The organism is Microcystis sp. LEGE 08355 (assembly GCF_015207185.1).
Lineage (GTDB): Bacteria > Cyanobacteriota > Cyanobacteriia > Cyanobacteriales > Microcystaceae > Microcystis > Microcystis panniformis.
On the sequence record NZ_JADEXI010000241.1, the window covers coordinates 1 to 6,695 of the forward strand.

The 6,695-nt window shown below is 43.1% G+C and carries 7 protein-coding genes; all 7 read left to right on the plus strand.

Translation table 11 applies throughout. The annotated features are described in order from the left end of the window. Positions 1-239 precede the first annotated feature (239 nt). Entirely contained in the window at positions 240-1,184 is a 945-nt protein-coding gene (locus IQ242_RS13215; RefSeq protein WP_228020974.1) for a hypothetical protein, read from the plus strand. Positions 1,185-1,284: 100 nt separating this feature from the next. After that, the gene (locus tag IQ242_RS13220; protein WP_193960283.1) at positions 1,285-1,524 is read left to right on the plus strand and encodes a DUF2281 domain-containing protein; all 240 of its coding nucleotides are present in this window, start codon (positions 1,285-1,287) and stop codon (positions 1,522-1,524) included. Then, positions 1,521-1,970, plus strand: a complete 450-nt coding sequence (locus IQ242_RS13225; RefSeq protein WP_193960284.1) for a type II toxin-antitoxin system VapC family toxin — start codon at positions 1,521-1,523, stop codon at positions 1,968-1,970. The genes IQ242_RS13220 and IQ242_RS13225 overlap by 4 nt, the downstream gene beginning before the upstream one ends. A gap of 127 nt (positions 1,971-2,097) precedes the next feature. After that, on the plus strand, positions 2,098-2,514 hold the full coding sequence (locus IQ242_RS13230; protein WP_193960285.1) for a XisH family protein: 417 nt from the start codon (positions 2,098-2,100) through the stop codon (positions 2,512-2,514). Further along, positions 2,502-2,831 carry a XisI protein gene (locus tag IQ242_RS13235; RefSeq protein WP_193960286.1) on the plus strand — a complete coding sequence of 110 codons (330 nt, stop codon included), beginning with the start codon at positions 2,502-2,504 and terminating at the stop codon, positions 2,829-2,831. The genes IQ242_RS13230 and IQ242_RS13235 overlap by 13 nt, the downstream gene beginning before the upstream one ends. A gap of 29 nt (positions 2,832-2,860) precedes the next feature. Then, on the plus strand, positions 2,861-5,998 hold the full coding sequence (locus IQ242_RS13240) for a BPTD_3080 family restriction endonuclease (protein WP_193960287.1): 3,138 nt from the start codon (positions 2,861-2,863) through the stop codon (positions 5,996-5,998). A gap of 201 nt (positions 5,999-6,199) precedes the next feature. Next, a partial coding sequence (locus IQ242_RS13245) for a photosystem I assembly protein Ycf4 (protein WP_193960288.1) occupies positions 6,200-6,695 on the plus strand: 496 nt, incomplete at its 3' end.

The following is a 6,695-nucleotide window of genomic DNA, read 5'->3' on the forward strand; positions in this document are numbered from 1 at the left end:
TAAGACAAACATTTTACGCACGGGTTACTTAGATAAAATCAGTATAGCACAATAAAAGTTAAGTTAACAAGCTATAGTTTAAAAAGCCGTCCTAAAAGGACGGGGCTTTAACCCAAAATTTCGGTAAAGGGGAAGAAATTGGGGGAATAGTCCCACACATCACCCTGAAAAGTATCGCTAACAATGAACCCCCCGAATCGGAAATCTTAGTTGACCGTCCCGAAGTAGATAACAGTATTGTGCGGGTGTGTAGTCCCTTCACCATCGAGGGAACCATACCGCCTCCGGTGGAGATGGAAGACGAACCGGAAAGCGCAGCGGTGGTAATCGACAATAGCGGTTCTTATGAAGAACGGATGTTGGAAATTCTGCGGAAATCTCCCGTGTTGCGTCTGTCTGGGAACCGCACCATCACCCTGAACAACGTGCGACAGCCGACAAGAACCCAGAATCTATCGGCTGAGGCAATGGTCAAAGCTAGTGATTTAGAAGGTGCTACCTTGGGGGAGGTGGTAGATCAGGCCCTAGAAGCAAACCTGAATCAGCTTCCCCTCTCCCAGAAACCGGTGGCGTTTCTATTCGGACCGGAGAACGGAGCGATCGCAGAACAGCCCATTTACAGAGCGGCCGGGGAAGCCTATCAAAAACAATACGCCCATCTGTTCGTCCTTGGCTTTGCGATCGCTCCTAGCGCTCGTCAGTTTGTAGAAAACTGTCAGGATACGGTGGGGATTCCCGCGACTTACATCCAAGCAACTCCAGACCTGCTGATGGGGGATTTACTCAAAAACATGAGGAGTTCCCAGATATTCAGCGTCTGTGGACTGCCAGAGATTAGGATTAATGCCGTCCCTGAGGGTAAATATCAAGTGGAGTTATTGGGGTTGGATGTGTTTGACCCGGTTACAATGAAAGTGGACTCGGAACCGGGTAAGAATGTCCCCGCTTGGTTTCTCGATACTGACTACAACGGCCTATGTTTCCAAGTCAATCAGGCATTTTTCCCCCGTACCGGCGCTTGGGATTCGATTAAGAAAGCTTTAAAGGGAACCTATGAGGAATCAGTCTGGGAACATCTAGCAGGGACAACCAGCGCAGCTTTTGCAGTGGGAGAACATCGGCAAATTGCCGTTAAGGTGATTGATGACCGGGGGAATGAGTTGTTAGTGGTTAAGAGTTTGTAAGAGGTAGAGTTATGACTAATTCAGAAAATAACCCAATCGAAATATAGGATTTAATATTAAAGAGTGAGAAGTTACACTTAATGTTCAATACAATAACTCTATGAATATCGAAAAAAATATTATAGAATATCTCCGAAAATTACCCCCAGACAAACAACAGGAAGTCTTAGACTTTACCCAATTCCTGAGCCAAAAGTCAACCCTGCCTAAACCCAATCCTAATTTAACCCCAGAACAACGTTCGGCTAATTGGTTAGCATGGGTTGATAGTCATAAATCCTCTAATCCTCCCTTACCCGATGAAGCCTTACACCGAGACAGTATGTACGAAGACGAATGACTCAATATTTACTGGATACCAACATTCTTTTACGAGGCAGTGACCGGAATTCCTCTCAGTATTCTCTGGTTAGAGATGCTATTAACTATATCCTTCAACACGGTGACACTTGTTTGATTACCTCTCAAGTATTAATTGAATTTTGGGTAGTTGCTACTCGTCCACTTGATGTTAATGGTCTAGGTTGGAATCCACAACAAACGCAACAAGAAATTAACAATCTTCTTTCTCAATTCTCTTTATTAGAAGAAACCCCAGAGATTTTTCTCCACTGGTTTCAACTGGTCGTTAATCATAACATTAAAGGAAAACGAACCCATGACATCAGGCTGTTAGCCGTAATGCAATCCCATAATATTACTCATTTACTAACCTTTAATCCTGATGATTTCATCCTTGTTCCTCACATCACCATCATTCAACCTCAAGATTTATTAGGAAATTAATCAATCCAAAATCAAAAATCGAAATGTCCTACGAAGTCAACGAACCGATTCTCAACTCACCCTTTGATGAACCCTTGATGAAGTTAAATCAGCCGTTTATCGAGCTTGCTTATACTGAGAAAATTCTATGTCAGCCAAAGATATTTTTCATCAATCCGTATGTATTGCCCTCGAAAAAGATGGCTGGAATATCACCCATGATCCCCTTTATCTGAAAGTCAATGACGTAGAATTTTACATCGACTTAGGCGCGGAAAGATTAATTGCCGCCGAAAAGGCAGGTCAAAAAATTGCCATAGAGATTAAATCTTTTTTAGGCGCATCAGAAGTTACCGAATTTCATCTCGCATTAGGACAAATCCTCAATTATCGGTTAGCATTAAGACAGGAACAACCCGAAAGGATTCTTTATCTAGCAATTCCTCAAGATACCTATGAAGACTTTTTCTCTCGTCAATTTATTCAAGACGCTGTAGCTGAATATAAAATTAAACTTTTAATCTTTAATTCTCTCAAACAAGAGGTGGTATTATGGAAAGAATAAACTACTCTCAACTGATTCAAGACATTCTCACCAAACATTCAGTTAATGACAGCAAAAATGACACAGAAAATCAACTTATTTTTGACACAAAACGCCATCATTACCAAGTCTTAAATATTGGGTGGAAAGAGCAAAAGCGAATCTATGGTGTGATTATTCATCTTGACATAAAAGATGACAAAATCTGGATTCAAAGAGATGGAACAGAAATCGGCATTGCCAATCAATTAATCGCGGCTGGTGTTCCCAAACAAGATATAGTCTTAGGTTTTCAGGCTCCCTATAAACGCAGTTTAACCGAATTTGCCTTGAGTTAATACTTAAGAAAAAAATCCTAAATAAGTGTATGTCCTACGAAGTCAACGAACCTATCCTTAATTCCCCCTTTGATGAACCCTCCCGTTATTGGTTCATCCGAGAAGGTTATGAACCAGAATTAAAAGAAGGGAGAAGACCGGCTATTGTCTATCCCCCCCGAGAAGGTGACAGCGAATGGGAATTAGGAAAAGTTCTCAAACTTTCACCCCCCGATGAATTTTTTCCGGGTTATGAAATGACCTTGGTTAACCGCATCAGGAACAAAGTCAAAGAATGGAGAAAAGAAAACTATCCCGGGGTCAGTCGTACTACCTTAGAACTATTGGACTATTGGAACCGAGAAGGAAGAGAACATCGCCTATTTTTTGCTCAAAAAGAAGCAGTAGAAACCATCATTTTCCTGATTGAATCACGGGCCGACTTTCGCCAAGGGATTCACATTCCCCAAGACACCCCCATTGACACCACCCTGAAAGCTTTCATCCGCTACGCCTGTAAGATGGCCACTGGAAGCGGCAAAACAACAGTGATGGGGATGTTAGCAGCATGGTCGATCCTCAACAAAGTAGCAGATCGCAGTAACGCTAAATTCTCCGATGTTGTCCTGATTATCTGTCCCAATATCACCATTAAAAGCAGATTGCAGGAACTCAACCCCGACAACGGCGAAGCTTCCTTATACCGTACCCGTGACCTCGTACCCTCTCACCTGATGGACAAACTGAGACAGGGTAAAGTCTTGGTGACAAATTGGCATATTTTTGAAAAGCGAGCGCCTGCCACTGCCGGTAATGAAACTGCCAAAGTGGTGAAAGTGGGAGTCCCCGTCACTACTAAGGAAACTGTCAGAATTGGCGAACGAAATACCACAGCCAGGGGACAGCGTTATCTAGACTTAGACAGCTATCGACAACAGCGAAATTTAGGTCAGTTAAAAGTCGCTGAAGGAGGGGAAAAATACGATGCACAGGGAAATTTAAAAGAAGTCGAAGTTGAAAGTACCCGCTATTTAGAAAGTGATGCCGCTTGGATTAAACGAATCTTAACCCAAGAAGTGGGGAATAAAGGTAACATTTTAGTCTTTAATGATGAGGCGCATCATGCTTATCGGATATCTCGGATATCTCCGGATAAAAATGATGCTGGTGATGAGCTAGAATCGGAAAAATATCAAGAAAAAGAAGCCACAATTTGGCTGGAGGGATTAGATAGAATTAACAAATATCGAGGCATTAATTTCTGTGTGGATCTATCCGCTACTCCCTATTACTTAAAATCTTCCAAACAGAATACTAACAAACCCTTTGAGTGGGTCGTCAGTGATTTTAGTTTAATGGATGCCATTGAATCAGGTTTAGTTAAAATTCCTCAATTACCCGTTAGAGATACCACCGGCGCGGCCGTTTCAGATTTAGCTTACTTTAATATCTGGGAATGGTTAATGAAGAAAATGACCCGATCTGAACGGCGTAAAGGAATAAATCCTACACCGGAAGCTATCCTCAAATATGTGCAACATCCCATCACCTTATTAGGGGGACAGTGGGAACAAATCAAACAAGAATGGGCAGCCTCCGATGATCCCAGACCGCCTGTATTTATTATTGTCTGTAAGAATACCAAGATTGCTAAATGTCTCTATGAATGGATAGCAGAAGATATCAGACCGAATGATTTACCCTCCTCTAACCTGCGATCGCTTCGTAATAGCGAGGGAGAAACTAACACGATTAGAGTCGATTCTAAGGTAGTTGAAGAATTAGAATCGGGTGAAAGTAAATCCGATGAAAGTAAATGGATGCGCTTGACTTTAGACACCATTGGTAAAACTCAATGGACAAAAGATGACCAAGGACGCGATATTTATCCCGAAGGATTTGCTCAACTAGCTGAGAAATTAGCTAGACCGTTTCACCCCCCCGGTCGCGATATAAAATGTGTAATTTCTGTAGGAATGCTGACGGAGGGTTGGGACTGTTCCACCGTAAAACATATTATTGGGATTCGTCCCTTTCAATCCCAATTACTCTGTGAGCAGGTGGTAGGTAGGGGGTTAAGAAGGCGCAGTTATGACCTCACCGACGATAAAAAATTTGCCGAAGAAACTTCAACAATTTTCGGAGTTCCCTTTGAAGTTGTTCCCTTTAAAGCTAATCCCCAAGGGGCAAAACCTCAGCCAGAAAAACGCTATCATGTTTACTCAGTGCCGCAAAAATCCCAATATCGCCTAGAATTTCCCAGAGTTAAAGGCTATACCCAAGCCGTACAAAACCGAGTCACCGTTGACTGGAAAGCCATCGCCGCTTTAGAAATCAACCCCTTAAAAATTGCCCCCGAAGTCCAAGTTAAAGCTACTCTAGCTAATAACCAAGGTCGTCATAGTCTATCCGGTCCTGGCAAACTGGAAAGCCTTGATCTCAACCCTTACCGTCAGGGAAAAAGATTACAAGAATTAGTCTTTGAATTAGCGGCCGATTTAACTCGCACTTACTGCCAAACCGAGCAATGTCAAGCACCCCCTCATGTCTTGTTTCCCCAATTAAGAAATATCTGCGATCGCTACCTAACTGAAAAGGTTAAAGTAGTAGAACCCGCTCACATTCTCGATCTGTTTCTTTCCCCCTATTACGGTTGGGTAATTGAAAAACTCTCGGAGTCCATTTATCCCGACAGCGGCGCCGGAGAAGCCCCAGAAATCCCCAAATATGAGGCACATCTAGGCAACGGTTCAACCGATGATATTAACTTCTTCACCGGCAAACCTGTGAGAGAGGTAGTCAAGTCTCACCTTAACTGTGTGGTGGCTGATACCGATCAATGGGAACAGGCAGCCGCCTATATTATTGACAATCATCCCGCCACTGCAGCCTTTGTTAAAAATGAACGCTTAGGGTTTAGTATTCCCTATTTTCATAATGGGGAAGACCATGATTATATCCCAGACTTTATTATCCGTCTGAAGACCGCTAAATCTAACTATTTAATCCTAGAAACTAAAGGATGGGACGAACTGAGGGAAGTCAAGCAAGCAGCCGCTAAACGCTGGTGTAATGCCATTAATACCGACGGCAAACACGGTCATTGGCAATACTTTTTGACTGGATTGAGCAAAGTTAAAGAAGGAATTGATCAAGCAATCAAAGAAATCGAAGCATTAACCAACTAAATTTTCGATAACTTTTCTGGAAGCTTATCACCTTTTCTGGAAGGCAATCGCCGGTACAGAGTACCCTTGATCTTAATCAGAGAAAAAGTGTATGAGTTATCTTGGCGGCATTCCGCTCCCCATCAACCCCCTAGGTCGGGGTTGGGCAAGTGGGGAGAAAAAAGCTGGTAAAATAACTCTAGGCAACCTTAAAAAGAATTCATGAAAGCGCAAACAACAAGTAAAGATAGCCTAATCCTAAGGCAAGAAGTAGTGGGAGCGCGTCGCCCTAGTAACTATTTTTGGGCTGTAATCGTCTCTATTGGCGGTCTAGGGTTTCTCCTCGCCGGTCTTTCCAGTTATTTGAAGGTCAATCTACTTCTCGTTAGCGATACCAGTTCCTTACAATTTATTCCCCAAGGAGTCGCCCTCCTCTTTTATGGCACTGCGGGGACGCTTTTAGCCATCTATCTCTGGTTATCTCTCCTCTGGAATGTCGGAGGTGGTTACAACGAGTTTAACAAGGAAACCGGCAAAGTTAAAATCTTTCGTTGGGGCTACCCTGGCAAAAATCGTCGCATTGATCTCGATTGGCCTCTCGAAGATGTGCAAGCTGTGCGGGCCGAAGTGCGAGAAGGACTCAACCCGAAACGGGAACTATTCCTGCGGATTAAACAGCGTCGCGATATCCCTTTAACTCGCGTCGGCGATCCTATGT

Coding starts and splice junctions, on each gene's coding strand:
- IQ242_RS13220 (WP_193960283.1), top strand. CDS start 1,285: ATGAATATCGAAAAAAATATTATAGAATATCTCCGAAAATTACCCCCA.
- IQ242_RS13225 (WP_193960284.1), top strand. CDS start 1,521: ATGACTCAATATTTACTGGATACCAACATTCTTTTACGAGGCAGTGAC.
- IQ242_RS13230 (WP_193960285.1), top strand. CDS start 2,098: ATGTCAGCCAAAGATATTTTTCATCAATCCGTATGTATTGCCCTCGAA.
- IQ242_RS13235 (WP_193960286.1), top strand. CDS start 2,502: ATGGAAAGAATAAACTACTCTCAACTGATTCAAGACATTCTCACCAAA.
- IQ242_RS13240 (WP_193960287.1), top strand. CDS start 2,861: ATGTCCTACGAAGTCAACGAACCTATCCTTAATTCCCCCTTTGATGAA.